Source organism: Oleiphilus sp. HI0080 (assembly GCF_001635135.1).
In genome coordinates this window covers 1-2182 of sequence record NZ_LWFU01000623.1, presented here as the reverse complement: position 1 = coordinate 2182, position 2182 = coordinate 1, and the positions used below count along the sequence as shown (strand labels likewise).

Annotated in this window: 1 protein-coding gene; it reads right to left on the bottom strand. The window is 48.8% G+C overall.

What is annotated here, in order from left to right; translation table 11 throughout:
• Positions 1-2182: penicillin-binding protein 1A (locus tag A3751_RS13635; protein ID WP_068456991.1), on the bottom strand; the 2182-nt coding region annotated here is incomplete at both ends.

The following is a 2182-nucleotide window of genomic DNA, read 5'->3' as shown; positions in this document are numbered from 1 at the left end:
TGGTATTTATCTTTACGCTGACAATGCCGTTCGGTTGCTTGAGGTTGGCCAATGGTGTGTCTTTTAACGCTACGTTCATATACTCCATCCAGATAGGCAGAGCAGCGCGGGATCCATATTCGCTTCTACCAAGCGTTCGGGGCTCATCGAAACCGACCCAAGTGCTGGTCGCAATATTGGTATTGAAACCAGAAAACCAGGCGTCTTTTTGATCATTTGTCGTTCCTGTTTTGCCTCCAAGATCGCTGCGCTTCATTGAGGCAGCTCTTCGCCCTGTGCCTTTGCGAATCACGTCCTTCATCATCGAATGAAGAATGAAAACTGCGCGTTCATCTGCGATTCTCGGGGCGACCTTAATAGTAGGAGCTTCTGGGTTGCGACCTGAAATCTCTGCTTCAGCAGTCGTGATTGTTAATGTTTCTGTTCGAGCTGCATTTTCATTCTCGCACGCCTGATCACAAACGACATAAGGATCAGCTTCAAAAAGGATTTCGCCTTGAGCATTTTCTATACGGCTTACGAGATACGGCTCGATATAATGGCCGCCATTAGCGATCATTGCGTACCCTGCTGCAATCTGCATGGGCGTAATGCCGGCGCTTCCCAGAGCAAGAGAAAGATCCTTCGGTAGGTCTTTCTCGTTAAAACCGAACTTCTTGATACGTTCGAGGGTATTGTTAATGCCTAGACTTTTAAGAAGGCGAATTGAGACTAGGTTTCGTGAGCGATAGAACGCTTCCCGGAGTCTTGTTGGTCCATAAAATTTGCCGCTCGAGTTTTCTGGTCGCCAAGAGGTTTCTAGGTTTTTGTCCTCGAACACGAGTGGTGCGTCATTTATTAGGCTGGCTGCAGTTTTTCCTTGCTCAAGAGCTGCAAGATAAATGAATGCTTTAAAGTTTGAGCCGGGCTGCCTCTTTGCCTGAGTTGCGCGATTGTACTTGCTCATTTGGAAGTTGTAGCCTCCACTGAGGGCGAGAATGGCTCCGTCTTTTGGACGAATAGATATCAATGCGGCTTGTGCTTCGGGGCTTTGTTGCAGTTCGAAGCTGAACAATGAATAGTCTCGAATGGCCTCTCTCGAGGCTTGGTGCTCATCCTCTTGTGGCGGCGTCGCCTCTTCCGTATGCAGCAGTACTTCGCCTTCTTCGGTCTGAGTGTGGTCTTTATTCATGTTATCGATAAGGCGCGCCTCGATGATGTCGCCTGATCTGAAGAGTCCTTCAAAATTGCTTGGAGGCTCGCCCACTTTGTTGATGTTGATAAAGGGGGCAGCGCGCGTTGCTTGTTCTAGTGAGATGTGGCCCCGCTTGCCATCAAGAGAGAAGATTGACAGTTGGTCTGAAGTGCTTTCCTCAACTAATGCTGGAGTGAAGCGTGTTTTTGCTAGGTAGCTACGGAGGATTTGTTTTTTCTCCGCATCGCTCTCTGAGCCATCAAGTTCAATGTTGTCTAACGGCCCTCGATAGCCATGGCGAGCATCATAAGCTTCTAAACCATTGATGACGGATTTCTGCGCCTGAGCCTGTAACTCGCTGTTTGCGGTCACGAAAACGCGCAAACCGGTGGTATAGGCGTCAGAACCATATAGCTCGACTGCTTTTTGACGAGCCATCTCTGCTATGTAAGGGGCTGATAGATCTGGCTGCGGGTTGTGGTAGCCTGCCGTGGTTGTCTCTTGTCGAGCGGCTTTGTGCTCGGCGATAGAAATCATATTCAGATCGAGCATGCGGTTGAGTATCCAGTCGCGACGAATTTTTGCGCGCTCCGGGTTAATAATCGGATTGTATCTTGATGGTGCTTTCGGAAGCCCTGCGATCATTGCACTTTGCGCAAGCGTCAGCTCGTCTAGGTTTTTTCCGTAATACACTTGTGCTGCTGCTTTTACACCGTAAGCGCGGTTGCCCAAATAGATCTTGTTAAGGTATAGCTCAAGAATCTCCGGCTTGGAAAGCACGCTTTCGATTTGTATGGCGAGGAAAATCTCATTGAATTTTCGTATGAATGTCCGTTCTCTGGTCAGAAAGAAATTCTTGGCCACTTGCATTGTTATTGTGCTGCCGCCTGTTTTGATACGTCCAGCTTGGATTAACTGAGCCGCAGCGCGAGCAAGGCCGATGACATCGATACCGCCGTGCTCGTAAAAGCGATTGTCTTCTGCGGCGATAAAAGCGGAGGTTAAAGT